Origin of the sequence: Undibacterium sp. TC4M20W (genome assembly GCF_049340245.1) — a bacterium.
GTDB lineage: Bacteria > Pseudomonadota > Gammaproteobacteria > Burkholderiales > Burkholderiaceae_D > Undibacterium.
Map to the genome: position 1 here is coordinate 77,222 of NZ_JBMPPI010000018.1, position 19,434 is coordinate 96,655.

The 19,434-nt window shown below is 51.6% G+C and carries 14 protein-coding genes; 9 read left to right on the top strand and 5 right to left on the bottom strand.

What is annotated here, in order from left to right; genetic code table 11:
• The first annotated feature begins 102 nt into the window (after positions 1–102).
• Both ACO0LL_RS19905 and ACO0LL_RS19910 read left to right on the top strand, forming a co-directional pair.
• On the top strand, positions 103–606 hold the full coding sequence (locus ACO0LL_RS19905; protein ID WP_422952559.1) for an HD domain-containing protein: 504 nt from the start codon (positions 103–105) through the stop codon (positions 604–606).
• A gap of 56 nt (positions 607–662) precedes the next feature.
• Positions 663–1,436 (top strand): substrate-binding periplasmic protein, encoded by a 774-nt coding sequence (locus ACO0LL_RS19910; RefSeq protein WP_422952560.1) that lies wholly within the window; start codon positions 663–665, stop codon positions 1,434–1,436.
• A gap of 22 nt (positions 1,437–1,458) precedes the next feature.
• Here the strand turns inward: ACO0LL_RS19910 and ACO0LL_RS19915 are convergent, their stop codons facing one another.
• Positions 1,459–2,616, bottom strand: a complete 1,158-nt coding sequence (locus ACO0LL_RS19915) for a DNA polymerase Y family protein (RefSeq protein ID WP_422952561.1) — start codon at positions 2,614–2,616, stop codon at positions 1,459–1,461.
• Between the two features lie 345 nt (positions 2,617–2,961).
• On the opposite strand from ACO0LL_RS19915, the gene ACO0LL_RS19920 reads away from it, so the two are divergent.
• Positions 2,962–3,429, top strand: coding sequence for a thioredoxin family protein (locus ACO0LL_RS19920; RefSeq protein ID WP_422952562.1), 468 nt, complete (start codon positions 2,962–2,964; stop codon positions 3,427–3,429).
• 34 nt (positions 3,430–3,463) lie between these two features.
• Positions 3,464–5,797: a PAS domain-containing protein gene (locus ACO0LL_RS19925; protein ID WP_422952563.1), complete on the top strand. Its 2,334-nt coding sequence runs from the start codon at positions 3,464–3,466 to the stop codon at positions 5,795–5,797.
• On the opposite strand, the gene ACO0LL_RS19930 is transcribed toward ACO0LL_RS19925, so the two are convergent.
• Positions 5,798–6,817, bottom strand: coding sequence for a helix-turn-helix domain-containing protein (locus ACO0LL_RS19930; protein ID WP_422952564.1), 1,020 nt, complete (start codon positions 6,815–6,817; stop codon positions 5,798–5,800).
• Positions 6,818–6,946: 129 nt separating this feature from the next.
• On the opposite strand from ACO0LL_RS19930, the gene ACO0LL_RS19935 reads away from it, so the two are divergent.
• Positions 6,947–8,545, top strand: coding sequence for a GMC family oxidoreductase (locus ACO0LL_RS19935; RefSeq protein WP_422952565.1), 1,599 nt, complete (start codon positions 6,947–6,949; stop codon positions 8,543–8,545).
• A 14-nt stretch (positions 8,546–8,559) separates the two neighbouring features.
• On the opposite strand, the gene ACO0LL_RS19940 is transcribed toward ACO0LL_RS19935, so the two are convergent.
• Complete coding sequence (locus tag ACO0LL_RS19940; RefSeq protein WP_422952566.1) at positions 8,560–10,131, bottom strand: amidase; 1,572 nt, start codon at positions 10,129–10,131, stop codon at positions 8,560–8,562.
• A gap of 26 nt (positions 10,132–10,157) precedes the next feature.
• The gene (locus tag ACO0LL_RS19945; RefSeq protein ID WP_422952567.1) at positions 10,158–10,541 is read right to left on the bottom strand and encodes a SirB2 family protein; all 384 of its coding nucleotides are present in this window, start codon (positions 10,539–10,541) and stop codon (positions 10,158–10,160) included.
• Between the two features lie 154 nt (positions 10,542–10,695).
• On the opposite strand from ACO0LL_RS19945, the gene ACO0LL_RS19950 reads away from it, so the two are divergent.
• The 3 genes from ACO0LL_RS19950 (at position 10,696) to ACO0LL_RS19960 (ending at position 17,257) form a co-directional block, all read left to right on the top strand.
• Complete coding sequence (locus tag ACO0LL_RS19950; protein WP_422952568.1) at positions 10,696–11,532, top strand: D-hexose-6-phosphate mutarotase; 837 nt, start codon at positions 10,696–10,698, stop codon at positions 11,530–11,532.
• Positions 11,533–11,721: 189 nt separating this feature from the next.
• The gene (locus tag ACO0LL_RS19955; protein WP_422952569.1) at positions 11,722–14,478 is read left to right on the top strand and encodes a M16 family metallopeptidase; all 2,757 of its coding nucleotides are present in this window, start codon (positions 11,722–11,724) and stop codon (positions 14,476–14,478) included.
• A 67-nt stretch (positions 14,479–14,545) separates the two neighbouring features.
• On the top strand, positions 14,546–17,257 hold the full coding sequence (locus ACO0LL_RS19960; protein WP_422952570.1) for a M16 family metallopeptidase: 2,712 nt from the start codon (positions 14,546–14,548) through the stop codon (positions 17,255–17,257).
• Positions 17,258–17,285: 28 nt separating this feature from the next.
• Here the strand turns inward: ACO0LL_RS19960 and ACO0LL_RS19965 are convergent, their stop codons facing one another.
• Positions 17,286–17,939: a YcbK family protein gene (locus ACO0LL_RS19965; protein WP_422952571.1), complete on the bottom strand. Its 654-nt coding sequence runs from the start codon at positions 17,937–17,939 to the stop codon at positions 17,286–17,288.
• A 194-nt stretch (positions 17,940–18,133) separates the two neighbouring features.
• Here ACO0LL_RS19965 and ACO0LL_RS19970 point away from each other — a divergent pair, with 194 nt between their 5' ends.
• Positions 18,134–19,333 carry a GIN domain-containing protein gene (locus tag ACO0LL_RS19970; RefSeq protein ID WP_422952572.1) on the top strand — a complete coding sequence of 400 codons (1,200 nt, stop codon included), beginning with the start codon at positions 18,134–18,136 and terminating at the stop codon, positions 19,331–19,333.
• The last annotated feature ends 101 nt before the right edge of the window (positions 19,334–19,434 follow it).

Consider the following 19,434-nt stretch of genomic DNA (forward strand, 5'->3'; position numbering starts at 1 on the left):
GTCGTTTTTAAGAGGTGGGCTTGCACGTCATTCCGTGCAAGCCTTTTTTATTAGCCATCCTCACTGCTCATCATACTCAACACCACCACTGACGCTTACCAGTTGCTGTCAACACTTGGCGCAAAAGAACGCCTGCTCACCTATGTCAAACTGGTCGGTGAAGCAGCGGACTTGTTGATCGCACAATTTGAAGACATGGGTCTGGCATTCGATGCAAATCTGATACGCCTTAGTGCCGCCATCCATGACGCCGGGAAAATCCTGCATCCCAATGAACTCGATGGCCCCGGCTCACTGCATGAACCTGCTGGTGAAAAAATGCTGCTGGAACAAGGCGTGCAAAGTATCGTTGCCCGCTGCTGTGTGACTCACGCACAATGGCAAGGGGAAGGCTTGAGCCTGGAAGAATTAGCTGTCGCAACAGCAGACAAGTTATGGAAGGGCAAGCGCGAGGCTGAACTGGAAATGAAACTGATACAGGCAATCGCACTGCAAAAGCAAGTTGAGCACTGGGATATTTTCACCACACTTGACGATGTATTTGAAACCATTGCCGCTGGAGGCAGTGACAGACTGGAACGCAGCAGGTATGTAACTATCTCTTAAAGTTGCCCAGGCATACTTGCGCTACACTCAATTCTTGCCCACGCTAGCCTTATGCCATGAGTGTACGGTTGTTCCGTTTTCTTTTTATCATCGCAGCCAGTTTGTCAGGTGCGTCGTCTCTGGCCGCCGACAGGCCTGTCATGCAACTCGCCTCACTGGAGTGGGCACCGTATGTGGGCTCACATCTGCCCGATGAAGGCTTGACGTCAGTCATCGTCAAAGCGGCGGCCTTGCAGGCGGGGATGGACACCCATATCAGTTACACACCCTGGAGCCGTGCCGTGCAACTGGGGCAGAATGATCCTTCTTACGCTGGCTATTTCCCTGCATTTTATTTAAAGGAACGGGAAAAAACCTGCTATTTCTCGGCGCCGCTGGGCACCAGCGCCATCGGCTTGGCATCGTTGAAAGACAGGCATTTCGACTGGAAAAATTATGCTGATCTGAAAGGCCTGACCGTAGGCGTGGTACAAGACTATGCCAATGGTGAAGAATTTGATGCCCAGGTCAAAAAAGAACAATTGAGACTTGATGTGGCACCATCAGACATCAGCAATTTGCGCAAACTGATGGCAGGGCGGGTGGATGTGGTCGTCATCAGCAAGGATGTCTTGCGGCAGTTGCTGATCACTGAGACCAGTTTAAAGAACGGGCAGGAAAGCATTATTTTCCATCCCAAAGAAGTCATCAATTTTTCCCTGCACATCTGCTTCCAGCGTAATGAACGGGGATTAAAATATCAACAACTCATCAATCCTTATCTGGAAAAACTCAATCTCAGGAAAATTGAAAACCTGTATTTCCAGCAAATGCAGAGTGCACAACCGTAACATTCATTCCAAAGATTAGTAATCAAGTGTCATCAAACAGCATGCCCTGGCTGACTTGCCGCTCATTGCTGACATCCGCCTCTCTGATCAGGGCACTGGCCCTTACGCCCAGCAAGCGAAAGCGGTGTTCCAGCGCCACTCTGCGCAAACATTCTCCTGCCGTCCTGCGTATGACGGCAGGATCAGCCGTGGCAACAGGAATGGTGATGTCACGGGTAGAGATACGAAAATCGGTATAGCGTATCTTGATACCCACGGTTTTGCAGCGGTAACCCTTTTTTGTTAAGTCCCTTGCCAGGCGAGTGCAAAGGTCAGTGAATATCTCGGTCAATACCGCCTTGTCGTGAACGGCGTGCAAGTCGCGGTCAAAGGTAGTTTCCCTGCTGATGACCTTGGGCTCGGACTCTGTAGAAATCTCCCTGTCATCAATGCCGCGCGCCGCGTTATACAGCCAGCCAGCATAATTACTGCCAAAGGTCGTTTGCAGCAGCCCCAGGTCTGCATTGGACAACTCGCCCACAGTGTTGATACCCAGGCTAGCCAGGCGCTCAGTTGCTTTTGGCCCTATGCCATTCACTTTTTTAACGGGCAAGGGCCATATTCGCGTTGGCACGTCTTCCATATTCAATATGGTAAGGCCATCAGGTTTGTCCAGGTCAGAGCCTATCTTTGCCAACAGTTTGTTTGGAGCGACACAAATCGAGCAGGTCAGGCTGGTGGCTTCGGCGACAGCGTGCTTCAGGCTGCTTGCCAGTTCACGCGTTTCTTGCGGATGGTCGCTCAGGTCGATATAGATTTCATCTATGCCGCGATTTTCAATTTTGGGCGCAATCTTGCCGACCGCTTCTTTAAACAACCGGGAATAATGACGATAGGAATCAAAGTCCGTTGGAAGTAAATAAACATCGGGAGCCAGCTTTGCCGCCTTCATGATGCCCATCGCAGAAAATATGCCTAGCGCCCGCGCTGCATAAGTCGAGGTGGTAGCGACACCGCGCCCGACATAGTCCTTGATGCGCGAAAACTCATGCGTGCCATCCCCTTTGGGAATCGGACGATGTGAAGAGCCCCCGCCTATCAATACCGCCTGCCCCTTAAGCTCTGGATATCTTAACAATTCAACAGATGCATAAAATGCATCCATGTCCAGATGGGCAATCCGGCGTGGTTTATTATTCATGACAATCAACAATAGCCTTGTAATAAATCATGGCAAGCATGGTGCTTCCCATCATTGCATGCCGCCGGGTAGCAAGGCCATCGTACTGCGCACTGTATAAACATTTTCAAGAACTGCGCCACTTAAAGAACTAATAAGATTAAAAAGCGAAATTAAAAACAAGATCAAAAACTGGATTAAAAACAGGAATAAGCTATTTTATCCTGAATTGCACAAATAACTGAACATACATACAGCAAAACCCGATTTTTCATCAAACAGAGAATTACAGCCACATACTGTTTAAGCTAAGATAGACTCATCCTGCATTTGTCGCTTTTTCCTGCGTTTTCTAATGGATTAATGATGAAAAAACTGCTTTCCCTGCTTTTTGCATTGAGTCTGGTACTGGCTGTCAGCCCGGCCAGTGCTGCCCCACCTCAGGCTTATGATGAAACTGCCGACGCCCAGGCCGCGATCAACAAAGCGCTGGCAGAAGCCAAAAAAGTCGATAAAAAAGTCCTGGTCATCTTTGGTGCCAACTGGTGCAAAGATTGCCTGGAGCTCGACAAATCCATGCATGGCAAAAATGAGCCTCTGCTGACCACAAAGTTCATCACCGTCAAAGTGAACGTAGGCCAGTTTGACAAAAACAAGGAGCTGGTGGATTTCTATGGTAATCCTACCAAGAAAGGCATACCAGCTGCTGTCTTGCTGAGGCCAGACAATAGCGTGTTGTTTGCCTCCAAAGGTGGCGAATTGTCGAATGCGCGCAAGATGAGTGAGCAGGGCGTCTATGATTTTTTTGACGAAATCACTGCCCTTTACCGCTGAATAGCATAGACAGATATGGAAAAGACTACCAGGCATGTCTGAGTTACCTGCAATGTCAGCCGAGCTTGTACCAGAAGAAACTGAACTGGCGGCATTGCAACGCAGTCACGCCTTGTTGTCCAATTTTTCCCGCTGTCTTCCGGGCATGTTTTATCAGTTCCGCCGTTATCCGGACGCACGTTTTTGCCTGCCCTATGCCAGTGAAGCGGTAGAAACTTTTTTTGGTGTCAAGGCTGAACAATTACGTGAAGATGCCAGCTTCATGTTCGCCAAAGTGCATCCCGATGATTTGCCAAAAATGATTGTGGCCGTGCGCAAGTCCTTTGTCGATCTTAGCCCCTGGCACCAGGAATACCGCATCATTGCAGATGGCCAGCCAGATCGCTGGGTCGTTGGCGACGCCACCCCTGAACGCCTGCCTGATGGCAGTGTACTCTGGCATGGTTTCCTGAGCGACAATACCGAACGCAAACTCACTGAACAAAGACTGCTGGCCGCAGAGCGCCAGCGCAGCCTGGTCATGAAAGCCTCGAACCAGGGTTTGTATGACATCAATCTGCAAACCGGTGACGGCAGCTTCAGCCCCGAATATTTACAGATGCTGGGCTACGATCCTGGCGACTTTGCACACCCGCAGCAGTTCTGGGATTATTTCTGGGGCACGGGCGTACATCCCGATGATGTCGCGAATCTCAAACAGGCTTACAAAGCCCATGCAGCGGCACAAGGCGGGGCAGACTATCACGCCGAGTTCCGGCAAAAAAACAAGGCAGGTGAATGGCGCTGGATCATGTCACTAGGCAGCATTGTTGAATGGGACAGCAAGGGCAAGCCCTTGCGCATGGTTGGTACCCACATCGATATCACCGAGCGCAAACAGACCGAGGAAATGCTGAGGCAAAACCAGGAACTGCTTGAGTCCAACAAAAACCGTTATAAAGAACTGGCCAGGGAACTGGAAATCCTCATCACCAATGCCCCGGTGGGCATCATGTTTGTCAGCGATGGTGTCATCGTCAGGGCCAATAAGGCACTGGCAGAATTATGCCGCTTCCCTGATGCCCGCGCCATGATAGGTGTCAAAACCACTTTCCTGTATCAAGGGCCAGAGGATTATGAAGCCTTCAGTGCCCAAGTCACGCCTGGCCTGCTGGCTGACGAGCTGGTAGAACTGGAATGGTATTTGCGTCGCTTCAATGGCGAAGCTTTCACTGGCCGCGTGGCAGGCCGCGCGTTGCCGACAGAAAGCTATGTGCGCGGTGCAGTCTGGATGATAGAAGACGTGACTGAGCAAAAAGCCACGCTGGATGCTTTGCGCACCAGCGAACAACGTTTGCAAAGGCTGATGAATTCCAGCCTGATCGGTATCATCCAGGGTAATGAATCAGGCGAGATACTTGATGTCAATGACGTGTTCACCCAGTTCAGTGGCTACGACCGTGACTATCTGTTGAGCCGCAATAATCTATGGCATACCCTGTTGTCACCCCAGGACATGAAAATCTGCCAGCAAGCTTATCAAGACTTGATACAGACCGGCACCACCGCGCCTTTTGAAATCATGTTGCTGCAGGGTGGTAATGTAGGCGTGCCGATTCTGGTCGGTCTCAGCCATCTGGAAAATTCTGAACGCGGCTGGGTCGCCTTTGCGATGGATATCAGTGACAGACTGCGCATGAACCGTTTGAAGACGGAATTCATTTCTGTCGTCAGCCATGAATTGCGCACCCCGCTGACTTCGATACGTGGGTCCCTGAGTTTGCTGGAGTCCGGTGTCAGCGGCGTCTTGCCCAAACAGGCCGAGCACCTGATACGCATCGCCCACAATAACAGCAAGCGCCTGATCACCTTGGTCAATGATATTCTGGACATGGACAAGCTGGCCAGCGGCAAGATGATCTTCCGCTCAGAAGCACTGGACCTCGTTGCACTGGTACAAAATGCGCTGGAGTTGCATACATCGTATGCCAGTTCACTCAAGGTCAACCTGGTACTCGACCACCACCCGCAACAAGCCTGGATACTGGCTGACCATGATAGGCTCATGCAAGTCATGGCCAACCTGATTTCCAATGCCGCCAAGTTTTCCCGCGAGGGTGAAACAGTGTTATTGCGCGTATTTGGCAAAGGCCCGCGTTACCGTGTTGAAGTCCGGGACAGAGGCGTAGGCATCGCCCCGGAATTCCAGGAACACCTGTTCGAACCCTTCACCCAGGCCGATGGCACGGACACCCGGCAAAAAGGTGGCACCGGCCTGGGCCTGTCCATCACCAAAGCCATGCTGGAAAAAATGCACGGACAAATCGGCTTTGCCAGCACAGCCGGTCAGGGTTCAACTTTCTGGTTTGAGTTTGATGTGTATCGTTGATTAGAGAAGATTTTTTAGCCTGAATTCTGAAGGCGTCAAGTTCACTGCCCGTTTGAATGCACGGCGAAAGCTGCGGCTGTCTGAATAATGTAATTGTGCGGCGATATCGTCCAGGCTCATGTCGGTGTTACGCAAATAATGCCTGGCTTTTTCCATGCGCAGGCTTTCTGCGATCTGGAAATAAGAACAGCCTTCACGCGCCAGCAGTCTATGCAGGGAGCGCTCGCTGATGCCCAATGCACTCGCCAATTCCGGCACACTGCGGTAATCACATTGCAAGCCGACCAATTTGTGCAAGAGGCTTTGTCTGCCTGTCAGGCCGACAGCGGCCAGCTCTGCATCGCAGCGCATTTTGCTGTTGGCGGCGAGCTCAGGGTCAGGGTTGATCAAGAAGGTATCGAGTACCTTGTTGCTGACGATGACGCGGCTGACATCTGCGCCATAGACGACGGGACATCCAAAGAAATCTTCGGCAACGGAACGGCTGGCTTGCCTGTTACCACGCAACTCTACTTTGTCGATTTGCAGAGTCGCGCCACACAGGGCACGGCTGACGTTGATGGCGGTTGCCAGGTGATCTGCATCCAGGAAATCCTGTAACTCGCTATCATCAAACAGGGCGCGGGCCTTCAATACCGATGTGTGTTCGCCAGACTCCAGTTGCAATTGCACCATGGCACCGGCGATCAACTGGTACTCCAGGCCAAAATGCATGGCCTCTGCCAATGTCGCTTGTGCCAGCATGCCGCTCGCCATTGCGCCCAGTGCTGGCAGGGACTTGCAGGCGCCGGATAATATTCCCAGGTCTGCGCCACCATGATGCCGTGCCTGCAACAAACTCTCCCTGGCTTGCGCATAGCTGATGCGTACATCTTCAGGCGGGCGGCCTTCTGCATTCAGGCCCAGTGCCGGGAACATGTCGTGCAAACGCCAGTCACGCTCACGGCCTATCGCCAGCAGACCCGAAAACGGGTGAGCCGGAAATACTGCATCCTGTACTGAGAGCACTTTGTTGTTCATCTGCGCATTCGCTGCAAGCTGGCAGGATTTGTCCTTACGTTCTGGAGTCTGAAGATTTAATATCTTAAGCTACACCGGAACTCAGATTTCGGCAATATAGTATGAAAACCAATAATATTAAGAGACAATATGACAACTACATCACCTGACTACATCGTCGTCGGTGGCGGCTCCGGCGCTTGTGCCGTGGCTGGCCGTCTGACGGAAGACCCGAATCTGCATGTGACCATACTCGAATCCGGTGGCAAGGGGGATAGCTGGGTGGTCAATACCCCAGCGGGTGTGGTGGCGATGTTGCCGACCAAGCTGAATAACTGGGCATTTGAAACCGTGCCGCAACCCGGCCTGAATGGCAGACGCGGTTACCAGCCACGCGGCAAGATGCTGGGGGGCTCGTCGGGCATCAATGCCATGGTGTATATCCGTGGTCACAAGCAGGATTATGACCAGTGGGCCGCGCTTGGCAATACTGGCTGGTCTTATGACGAAGTCTTGACCTACTTTAAAAAGTCCGAAAACAATGAAACCCATGGCGGCCAATACCATGGTCAGTCTGGCCCGCTGCATGTCAGTGAATTGCGCAGCGACAATCCTTACCAGCAAATCTATCTGGAAGCAGCACGTCAGGCTGGCTTCAATATCAACACTGACTTCAATGGCGAAGAGCAGGAAGGCGTGGGCATCTACCAGGTCACCCAGCATAATGGGGAACGCTGGACTGCCGCACGTGGCTACCTGCATCCGCACATGGGCAAACGCAATAATCTGCAAGTGGAAACCGGCTGCCATGTGACGCGCATCCTGTTTGAAGGCAAGCGCGCCGTCGGTGTGGAATACCGGCAGGGTGGACAGACCAAGACCTTAAAAGCAGTCAAGGAAGTCTTGCTGGCGGCAGGTGCCTTCCAGACCCCGCAATTACTGATGCTGTCCGGCGTGGGTGATAGCAAGGCCTTGCAAGCGCTGGGGATACCAGTGGTACATGACTTGCCTGGAGTGGGCCAGAATTTGCAGGATCACCCGGATTTCGTCTTCAAATACCGCGCCAAGAGTCTGGACTTGCTCGGCATTTCTGCCGGAGGCAGCCTGCGTATGGTGAAAGAATTCCGCCGCTATCAAAGCCAACGGCGTGGCTTGCTGACTTCAAACGGGGCAGAAGGTGGCGGCTTTCTGAAGACTGATCCCAGCCTGACTGCGCCTGACATACAGCTACATTTTGTGCTCGCCATGCTGGATGACCATGCACGCAAATTGCATCTGGGTCATGGTTATTCCTGTCATATGTGTCTGTTGCGTCCCAAGAGCATAGGTGAAGTAACGCTGGCCAGCAAAGACCCCATGGCTGCGCCTCTGATCAACCCGCGCTTCCTGGAACACCCAGATGATATAGAAAGCATGGTCAAGGGCTTCAAACTCACGCGCAAACTGATGGATGCACCAGCCCTGGTAGCAGCCCGTACCAGTGACTTCCAGACCGCGAATGTGCATACTGATGATGAGATACGTGCAGTCCTGCGCCAGACCAGCGACACCGTGTATCACCCGATTGGCACTTGCAAGATGGGCGTGGATGCGATGGCTGTGGTCGATCCGCAATTGCGCGTGCATGGCATGACAGGTTTGCGTGTCGTTGATGCGTCCATCATGCCCACCCTGATCGGTGGCAACACCAATGCCCCCACCATGATGATAGGGGAAAAGGCAGCGGATATGATCAGGGCTAGCTTGTAGTCAAAACAGGCTGGCTATTTGACTTCTGCCGTTGCAGCCGTTGCGGTGATTGCCAGGCTGGGCGCGGGCAGGGCTGGTCTGGCCTGCTCAAAGGCATAGCCCATGTTCAGCAATTTTGCTTCCGACCAGGCACCGGCAAACAGTGACAAGCCAACCGGCAAACCCCTGACTGTACCCATGGGCACGGTCAGGTGCGGGTAACCGGCGATTGCTGCCGGGCTGCTGGCGCTGCCTTCGAGCACGTCACCGGCCTTGTAGTCGATGAGCCAGGCGGTGCCGGTCGTTGGTGCAATCAGGGCATCAAGCTTGTATTTTTTGAGTACGGCATCTATGCCCTGCTTGCCAGCGCGCAGTTTGATACGGGCACTGGCCTGGCGATAGGCGGCATCGCTGAGCTTGCCTTTGGCCTGTGCCTGCTCCATCAATTCCTGCGCGAAATGGGGCATGACCGTGTCGGCATGTTGCTTGTTGAAAGCGATTACGTCTGCCATCGTGCGGGTTTTGACGGTGGCTGGGGTTTTGGCCAGATAGGCGTTCAGGTCTGCCTTGAATTCATACAGCAAGACCGTCAATTCATCTTTATCCAGCTCTTCCAGATAAGGCAGGTCTATCTGATCTACGACGGTAGCGCCTTGCGCAATCAGGGTGACCAGGGTCTGGTCGAACAGCATCTTGGTCGCGGTGTCATAACCATCTACCAGTTTGCGTACTATGCCCAGACGCTTGCCCTGTAAGGCGCTGGTTTGCAGGCCTGCGGTATAGTCCTTGCTGCGGTGGCGGTTGGCGGCACGGGTGGCCGGGTCTTGTGCATCGCTGCCAGCCATGACATTCAATAACATCGCGGCATCCCGCACGTTCAGGGTCATGGGGCCAGCCGTATCCTGGCTATGGCTGAGCGGGACGATGCCGGTGCGGCTGACCAGGCCTATGGTGGGTTTCAAACCGACCAGGCCATTCACCGATGCCGGGCAAACGATGGAACCATCGGTTTCTGTACCGATGGCAGCAGGAATCAAACGCGCGGCCACGGCAGCACCTGAACCAGCGCTGGAACCGCAGGGGCTGCGCTCAGGCGCATAGGGATTGCGGGTTTGTCCACCGGCACTACTCCAGCCACTGGTTGATTGGGATGAACGCAGATTCGCCCATTCACTGAGATTGGCCTTGCCAAGAATGATGGCACCGGCAGCGCGCAAGCGGGCAACTACAGGTGCATCCTGCGCTGCCAGATTGTCTGCCAGCGCCAGTGAACCGGCGGTGGTCGCCATGCCGCGCGCGGCGATATTGTCTTTCAAAAGCAAGGGCAAACCTGCCAGGCTGCCACGTGGTATTTTTTGCTGATCTACTGCCAATGCGTCAGCCCTGGCTTGCGGATTACGCGTGGTCACCGCCTGTATGCCCTGGTTATACATTTGTATGCGCGCATCATAGCTATCAAAAATTTGCTGTGCCGTGGTTTTACCGGCCTGCAAATCTTGCGCCAGTTCATGCAGAGTCTCGCTGGCAAGGACTTGCTGACCATATAGCAGGGGCAGGGCAGCAAGCAGGCTGAGACTGAACTTTGGTTTGCAAAAATAGATGCTCATGAAAAATATCTCTTACGTCTCATTGATCAGAATGGTATGACTTGCTTGCTCAGTGCAACGCTGATGATATAAGCAAAAACCAGGATGGCAGCGATAAAAGCAGCAGTGCGTATGGCGGGTGTCTTGCCACGTTTCAAGGCGACTGTGCCAAGAACGATATACAGTATCAGGGCAAATAATTTTGCCGTCAGCCAGTTTTGCTGAAAGGGATATTGCCCGCTCAATACTGCCAGCGTCAGGGCACTGGCCAGCAAGAGCGTATCTATCACATGCGGCAACACTTTTACCCAGCGCTTATCCAGCATCGCAGAGCCACGCATTTTCCAGATAGCGCGTAGCAGGAACAAGCTGCCACTCAAGCCCACGCAAGTCAGATGCAGGTGTTTAACGGCAAGATAGCTGATGAGCATGGGTTTTACTTCCGTGACATTTTTGTGCCTGCCATACTAACCGAAAGCCAGCTTTTTTGTCGTGGTAAGCGCGGTAAGTAAGAGCAAGCCCATACCATTTGCGCAACTATCCATTACACTGATGCATATCAATATTTACTGAAAGAAAGCCTGCATGAATTTCCTCAATCTCACATCCCAAGACGGTGCCACTGCAAAAATTGCCAGCCAGGGCGCGCATCTGTGTTCCTGGATACCTGCGGGCGGGGTTGAGCAATTATTCATGAGCCAGACCTCGGCCTTTCAGGATGGTGTCGCCATCCGTGGTGGTGTGCCGGTGGTGTTCCCGCAGTTTTCGAATCAAGGTACTTTACCCAAGCATGGTTTTGCCCGCACTTCTGAATGGAAGCTCTTGCAGTCTGGCTTGCTGGACAATGGCGCAGCCCAGGCCATCTATGAACTCAAAGAAAACATCGCCCGCCTGACCATCTGGCCCTATGTCTTTCGCGCAGAACTGCGCGTCAGCATACTCGGCAATAGCCTACAAATCGTGCTGGACATACACAATACGGGCGATACCAATTTCAGCTTCAGCACAGCCCTGCATACTTACCTGGCGGTGCAGGATATTGCAGATGTCAGCCTGCATGGCCTGCAGGGTCTACATTACCGCGATACCGTTACAGGGGCAGATCATTGTCTGGAAGCTGAGCCCTGCCTGCGCATCAGCGGTGAAACCGACCGCATCTATGGCCATGTTCCGGCCCAGCTTGAATTGCGTCAGCCACAACAAAATACCCTCATACGCAGCAGTGGTTTTGCCGATGCCGTGGTCTGGAACCCCGGTGCAGGTGCAGCCAAGATCAATGACCTGCACGCTGGCGGTGAAAACAATATGCTGTGCGTGGAGGCAGCGACGATATTACGCCCCATCATGCTGGCACCAGGTGATAGCTGGAGTGGCAGCCAGACGCTGGAAGTGAAGTCCGCACACAATCCGGCGCGCAATTGACAAATGACTATATTTAACACATAGTTACAATTGAAATGGCCTGAAGCCATTTAGTGCCGTTCGGCAAATGTCGTCTATCTTTATTACAAAATAGCTGCAACTTTAACTATTTTCATAAATCATATCCGTCAGGTGTAATCCGCCCGGCGGATTTATTATTTTTGTACCCTGACATCATAGAAGGATTTTATGCAACAACTACGCTCTGGCATGCAGCTTACTCTCAAACCCGTCTTGCGCGCTCTGGTGCTGGGCGGTGCTATTCTGTTTACCGCCCCCGTCACCCTGGCAGACACCCTGCCCAAAGGTGTCAGCCAGGTAACCAGCGTTGAGGGGATCACAGAATACCGTCTGCCCAATGGCCTGCGCGTATTGCTGATGCCAGATGCATCCAAGCCTACCGTGACGGTGAATGTCACTTACCTGGTTGGCTCACGCCATGAAAACTATGGCGAAACCGGCATGGCGCATTTGCTGGAACATCTGATGTTCAAGGGCACACCGACCAATCCTAAAATCACGGAAGATTTCAATAAACGCGGCATGCGCATCAATGGCACGACCTCTCTGGACCGTACCAATTATTTTGAATTGTTCCAGGCCAGTGATGAAAATCTGAAATGGGCATTGGAGATGGAAGCTGACCGCATGGTCAATTCCAATATCGCCAGAAAAGACCTCGACACCGAAATGACGGTCGTGCGCAATGAATATGAGCGTGGTGAAAATTCACCGGGCGCAGTACTCATGAAACGTCTGCAAAGCGTGGCTTTTGACTGGCATAACTATGGCAATTCGACCATAGGTAACCGCAGCGATATAGAAAACGTCAAGATAGAAAACCTGCAGGGTTTTTACCGTAACTACTACCAGCCAGACAATGCCGTGCTGCTGGTAGCGGGTAAATTTGAAGCTGAAAAAGCCTTGCAATGGATTAGTGCCTCCTTTGGCAAAATCGCTAAGCCAACACGCAGCCTGCCGCAGTTCTGGACCACAGAACCAACCCAGGATGGCGAGCGCAGCTTTGTCGTGCGCCGCAAGGGCGATGTGCAGATGGTGATGATTGCCTATAAGGTACCAGCTGGCCTGCACCATGACCGTGATGCACTGAACTATGCAGGCAGCATACTGGCCAGTGCACCGCATGGCCGCCTGCACAAACAACTGGTAGAGACAGGCAAGCTGGTACAAGTATTTTCCAGCAGCATGGGGCAAGTTGAACCTGGCCTCAGCATCATCGGTGCCGTCGTCAAGAAAGGTGAATCTGTCGATGCAGCCAGAGATGCGTTGCTGGCAGGCATAGAAGATTTCAAGAAAAATCCACCGACCAAGGAAGAACTGGAACGCCTGAAACGCGACAATGCCAACTACTATGAAAAACTGCTGAACAACCACGAATCCATAGGCGTCAGCATGTCTGAATATATCGCCATGGGCGACTGGCGCTACCTGTTCAAGGACAGGGATGATGCAGATAAAGTCAGCGCTGAAGAAGTTACTGCCGCTGTGAAAAAATATCTGGTGCGCGACAACCGTACCGTCGGCACCTTCATCCCGGAAGATAATCCACAACGCGCTGACGTACCCGCCGCACCAACTATTGCTGAAGTCATGAAAGACTTCAAACCCAAGGCAGCGACACTGACAGGCGAAGTGTTTGACCCGTCACCAGCAAACATCGACAAGCGCACGCAAGTCAGCAATATCGGCAATCTGCAAGTGGCCTTGTTGCCTAAAAAGACCCGTGGCGAAACCGTGAATGTGTCCCTGAATTTGCACTGGGGTGATGAAAAAACCCTGTTTGGCAAATCCACCGTCATGGGCTTTACTGGCGGCTTGTTGAGCACCGGTACCAGCAAATATTCACGCGCGCAGCTGGCAGATGAAATGTCCAAGCTGAAAATGAGTGGCGGCCTGTACTCATTCCAGACCACCAAGGCGAATTTGCCGGCAGCACTAGAACTGGTGGCGCATGTCTTGAAGGAAGCCAATTTCCCGGAAAGCGAATTCAAGCAATTGAAAGAAAGAGCTTTGGTCAACACAGAAGCGTCACGTAATGAACCATCTGCCGTTGCCAGCCGCGCGATGGCCCAGCATTTCAATACCTATCCAAAAGGCGATGTGCGTGCTTCCATGACACTGGATGAAACACTGGAATCCATACGTAATGCCAAGCTGGAAGACGTCAAGGCATTCCATAAAGATTTTTATGGCGCATCCAAAGGTGAATTGTCCATCATTGGTGATTTTGATGTGGACAGTACCAAACAAACTGTTGCCAAAGTATTTGATGGCTGGACCAGCAAGTCTCCTTACTCCCGTCTGGTCAGCAAGCGTGAAGACATTCCTGCTGTGCGCAAGACTTTCAATACACCAGACAAGGAAAACGGTGTTTACTCCAGCCGCATGAACCTGAGCCTGCGTGAAGATGATGCGGATTTCCCAGCTCTGCGTGTGGCCAATTATATTTTTGGTGGTGGCGCCGGCATGAACTCACGCGTTATGGAGCGCATACGTCAAAAAGATGGTCTGTCTTATGGTGGTGGTTCGAATCTGACTGCAGGTGAAATTGACCCGGTAGGTAGTTTTAGTATCAGCGCCACGGCAGCACCGCAGAATCTGGAAAAACTGGAAATCGCCGTCAGGGAAGAACTGGCGCGCGCGCTGAAGGAAGGCTTCACTGCCGATGAACTGGCCAAAGCTAAATCCGGACTCTTGCAGCAGCGCGTACAAGGCCGCAGCAACGATGGTGCAGTCGCCAGCGGCTGGAACGGCAATCTGTATCTGAAACGTACATGGGCCTGGTCACAAGCCATGGATGACAAGATACAGGCGCTGACAGTAGAGCAGGTGAACGATGCCTTCCGTCGTTATATAGACCCAGCCAAAATGAGTGTCTTTATTGCTGCGGATGAAGCCAAGGCCAAGGCGGCTGTTGCGAAATAAATTTGTTTGTCATCAAACCGGGAATCAGTGATTCCCGGTTTTTTTATTTTCCGTCCAAGCCAGCTTCATGTACAAATTCAAAATCGTCGTTGTTGCAGTCACATTTGTCAGTTACCTGCTAGCCGGATACAGCGTTGCAAGAACTACATCAGCCTTGCCTGAAAATATCGTGCGAGTGACCAGTGCTGAAAATATCAGTGAATACCGTTTACAAAACGGATTGAAATTTTTGCTTATACCAGACACTTCGGCCGCCACTACTACCGTCAGCATGACTTATCTGTTTGGCTCAAGACATGAAGGTGCAGGACAGACCGGATATGCACATTTGCTTGAACACATGCTATTCAAGGGCAGCAAAAATTACCCGCAGCTGTTCAAGCAAATGAGCGACAAAGGCATGCGTTCCAACGCGATGACATTGGCTGACCGCACATTCTATTACGCCAATTTCGAAGCAGATGACAGTGATCTCGACTGGCTCTTGAGCATGGAAGCAGACCGCATGCAAAATGCACGGATACTGAAATCTGAGCTCGATACAGAAATGACGGTAGTACGGAATGAACTTGAGCTCAGGGAAAATAATGCCTACGACAACCTGAAGCGCAGGGTACTGTCTGTGGCCTTTGACTGGCATGGGTATGGTCACAGTGTCATAGGCGAAAAAAGTGATATCGAAAATGTCAATCTGGAGTCACTACAGCATTTATATCACCAATATTACAGGCCCGATAATGTGGTGCTGATGGTGGCAGGCAAATTTGATACTGCCAAGGTGCTGCAAGTCATCGCACGCCAGTTTGGCAAAATACCTGCGCCCGCTTCAGCCCTGCCCCAAATTCCTACCATAGAGCCAGCCCAGCAAGGCGAGCGCCAGGTCATTCTCAGGAAGAAAGAAAATGCCGATGCAGTCGTGCTTGCTTATCATTTGCCTTCCGTATTACACCCGGATCATGCGAGCCTGAAATTTGCGGCCAGCATGATGACTGCAGGCCGTGAATTGCGAAATATCAGTAGTGAAATTTTCCCTGCCAATAATAGCGTCAATTTTGACCTGCAAGGCACAGCCCAAAATGGCCTGATTCTGTTTAATTCCTCCATTGCACCTGGCAGCGCCAGCGAAAACAGTTCCAGGGATTTGATCAAGCTGGTAGAAAATTTTGGAAAAAATGCGTGGTCACCGAAAGAGCTGGATTTTTTCAAGAGCAGATATGTGAATAGCTTTTCATCTATGATGAATGATCCACAAATGCTGAGTTTCAGACTATCGGAATACATAGCAGCAGGAGACTGGCGTTTAATGTTTGTAGAAAAAGACCGTATAGCCAGTATGACGACAGAGCAGATACAACAAGCAGCGCTACGTTATTTTATAAGGGAAAACCGTACTACAGGCATCTTGCTGTCAGAAGAAAAGAGTACTGACAGTAATATCCCGCCAGTTCCCCTGGCCAGTGAAATACTCAAGGACTTTGTGCATCACGACGAATATGCCGCAGTTGCTGAAATCAATACCTCTGCTGAAAATATCCTGCGAAACTCGCGCAGGATCAAAATAGGGAATATAGAAGCGGCCCTACTGCCAAAGCTCTCGCGTGGCCAAGAAGTTTCTGTCGAACTGGTCTTGCACTGGGGTGATGAAAAAACGCTGGCAGGAAAACGCTGGATAGAACGCATGACTGCAAAAGTATTGCCAAACGGGACCAATTTTTACGGCAAAGAAAGTCTGGAAGCCGAACGGGAAAAAGCACATATCCGTGGAAGCATCACCAAATTTACAACGGACAGAGCACATCTTAAACAAGCACTGCAGTTGATGATGCTGAATTTAAAACAACCGAATCTTGCACTTGCCTACAATGCCATCAGCGGGGAAAGGCTGTCATGGGAAAAACGCGGCAATACGCCCGAGGGAAAGGCCAGGGATGAGCTGTACAAGCACTTCAATAATTACCCGCAAGGTGATGTACGCGCACTGGAAACCTCACAACAGGTTATTTCTGCCTTGAAAGCAGTCAGGGCAACCGAGCTCATCGACTTCCACAGGGAATTTTATGGAGCCAGCAATGGTCATCTTGCCATCGTTGGTGATTTTGATCCGGAAGAAGCGAGGATGGTCCTGGAACAAGAGTTCAAGGAATGGGAAAGCAAGTCGCCCTACCAGCTTGCACGGCAAAACTATGTCGAGAAAGAGGCACTACGTCATTTCCTGGATACCCCGGGCAAAGAGAACGGGGTTTTCTTGGCTCAGCAGGATATTCCCGTCGGTATCAACGACAATGACTATATTGCCTTGCATGTTGCCAACTACTTGCTGGCAGGCCATCCCGTATTATCCAGATTGGGCAAACGGGTACGTCTGAAGGAAGGCTGGACTTATGGCGTTACATCCAGTCTCTCACCTTATTCCACAGATGCGATCAGCAATCTGGAAATCCAGGCCAGCGCCGCCAGTCAGAATATAGACAAACTCAGGCTGGCAATACTGGAAGAATTGCAGACGCTGGCGATGCATGGCTTTACCCAAAATGAATTGGAAGTTGCCAAATCTGCTTTGGGCCGCTTGAAGCTGCAAGCCAGACACAGCAATGAATACCTGGCATCAGAGTGGAGTGGTCTTTTGCACCGGGGTTTGGATTATTCCTGGCAAATCAAGCGGGACCTGGCACTGCAAGAGCTAAGTCTGGAACAATTGAACCAGATCACTAAAAAATACTTGCAGCCAGATCGCTTTAGCATAGTGACCACGGGCGATGCCAAAAAAATCCCGAAATAAGCCAGACGGGTTGCCGCCTTGGTACTCATCAGCCTTTCCAGCTTCTTTGCAAGCCAGTGTCAGTATGTATCCAGCCACCCTGGGCGGTCTGGCGGTAATAAAAGCCGACGCCGCCCTGGCGGAAGCTTTGTATCAATTCACCCAGAATTTCTTCATGTAGCTGGGGAATGCGGATGTCGGCGGCCTTGCCTTCCATGTGCAGGGATTTGCGGGCTGCGGGTACACCTTGTTCTATGAGGCGAGTATTTGAAGCCTTGGTGCGGTAGCCAGACAGGATTTCCAGCGGTCTGGTCATGCCAAAACGGGCGATGTAGGCCTGGGTGGCCCACAGGGTTTCCAGCAGCTTGGGGTCGATGGGAGCGGTTTCCTTGCCATTGACGTCGCGCAGGATGTGGCACAGTTGCTGGTAGGCAGATTCCAGCACTTCGCCGTCTTTCCAGTACAGTATCTTGCTGCGCTCGCCTGTGGCGGGGCGTATCAGGTCCATGGTGCGGGGCTTGACCCAGAATTCTATGTCCAGCGCCTGTGAGTCGAACAGATCAGGCGGTGGTGTTGGTTGCGCATGTTTTTCATTGCCAACGTTAGGAATATCAGCAGCATGCAGGATGGCATGCGGACCAGCTAATGCGGTGGTGCCGAGCAAGAGCCCCTTCTTTAGTAATTGGCGGCGCGTCAATGTCATTCTGTGATTTCTGGGATAGATGAAATAAAAACCAGCTTAGTGTATATCGTCATGATAATCAAAGCATTGCGCTTTATCCGGCAAATTTACGCTTGGTCACACAGAATTTGCATTCTGTCTTTTTGGCTTGTGATCTCCGCACAAAACAACATTACACTAGAAGCATCCAATAACTCTTATTACAAAACGATATCATGATCAAATCTTTAGGAAGTCTGGCGCTGTTGGCAGTCTTGCTCGGTGGCTGTGAAGTCAAGGTCAATGGCGATGCCATCAAGGGTAGTGGCAAACTGCTTACCCAGCAGCGTGCGGTGACTGAATTCAGCGCCATAGAAAATTCCGGCTTCTTTGATGTGATCGTCACGAATGGCGCAACGCCGGCAGTGGAAATCAGTGGCGACGACAATCTGGTGCCAGAAATTGAAACCGTCGTGGAAAACAAGGTCCTGATCATACGCAGCAAGCGTAAATCCTATAGTTTTACCTGGACTAACCGCCCCGGCACGATCAGGGTCACGGTAAATAGCCTGAACCGTATCAATAATAATGGCAGCGGCGATGTAGATGTACGTGAGCTGCAGGCAGACGTACTGTCTGTAAACCTGAATGGCTCCGGCGACCTGAAGATCAGTGGCAAGGTCAACACTCTGAAATTGATGTCCAACGGCAGTGGCGACATGGATTTGCAACAACTGCAGACCGGCAAGGCTGAGGTCGAATTCCATGGCTCTGGTGATACGCATATGAATATTGTGAGCCAGTCACTGGATGCAAGCCTCAACGGCAGTGGCGGTTTAAGTGTTGATAATCTGCAATCTGTTCCCGTCAAGCTGGTGCAACATGGTTCTGCTGACGTCAAACTGGGAGGAACGATCAAGGCGCTGGAACTGGACATGTCTGGCTCTGGCGACATACAGATCGAGGATATCAGGGCAGAACAGGCCAGCATACGCAGCAATGGCCCGGGTGAACTGAGCCTGAGTGGTGAGATTACTGTCCTGACCCTGACCAGCAGCGGCTCTGGCGATGTCAATGCAGATCATTTGAAAATCAGGGATTTGCAGATCGTCAACAATGGCCCGTCGAACCAGAGTTATCGCGGCATCACAGGCACATTCAAGCTGGAAAATTCTGGCTCTGGTGATTTTGATGTCGAATTCCAATCTGAAGCCGCGCTGGAAGTACTGATGAATGGCCCGGGTGAAACCCGCCTGAAAGGCACAGCCAAAAGCCTGAGCGCGAAACTGACTGGCAGTGGTGACTTGCATGCCCGTGATTTATTGCTGGACAGTGCCAGTATCAAGGTTACCGGGCCGGGTGAGGCTGAGGTCAATGTCAAGAAAGCGGGTGGTTCCCGCATTGTCAAGATAGACAGGAATGGCGTAGCGAATTAAACAAGTTAATCTGAGTTCAAAAGGGTTCATGCCTTGCGTGAACCCTTTTTGCTTTTGGGGGCATAGCAATGGTTTGCCATATTTAACAAGCTTTACACACC